We start from the raw sequence: 600 nt of genomic DNA, 5'->3' as shown, positions 1-600 counted from the left end.
ATGTGGGCTGTAATGGCAACGCCGTCAATTGGCTACTTTCATACTTTATCATTATTGTACCTTCTATAAGAATTGCCTAAGCCCCGCTGGGTTTTGTGGAGGGACAACACATGCCAAAACTTCGGGGACTGGACGCCGAAGAGAAGAGCGTCATCAAGGGGCTCCTTGCCAAAGGCGCGCGGAACCAAGACATTCATGCCCTGATCAATTTCGGACGCGATCCGACAGTGAATTTTGGTCGCATATCGACGGTCAAAAAAGATGCCTCCATTGCTGCAGCTACGGATGCAGAAATCGAATTCTTCAAAAAGAAGAAGCAGAGTTTCGCCCCTGTCACTGGCCTCAATCTCTACGAGGATGAAAGGTTGATTCGTGCCCGCGAGGCGATGATCCTGGCTGTGACCATTTTCAACAGCAGCACCTACAATTTCAAAACTGGCATATTCGCGATCATGGCCAACATCGCGTGGACCTACCTGTTGCACGAACATTACGAGCGCAAGAACATCGCCACGCTCAATGCAGATGGAACCTCTTTCGGCTTGAGCTTCATGCTCACCCGACCGGATTGCCCTTTAAGCAAAGGCATCAAGAATAACC

General features: G+C 49.8%; 1 protein-coding gene. It reads left to right on the top strand.

Going from position 1 to position 600, the window contains the following annotated elements; all coding sequences use genetic code 11:
* Positions 1 to 110: 110 nt before the first annotated feature.
* The coding region (locus ACXJ7R_RS35810) for a DUF3644 domain-containing protein (RefSeq protein ID WP_457155899.1) at positions 111 to 600 on the top strand (490 nt) is incomplete at its 3' end.

Source organism: Mesorhizobium sp. P5_C1, from assembly GCF_054049815.1.
Note: the sequence above shows the minus strand (reverse complement) of the source record. Positions and strands in the feature narration are given on the sequence as shown.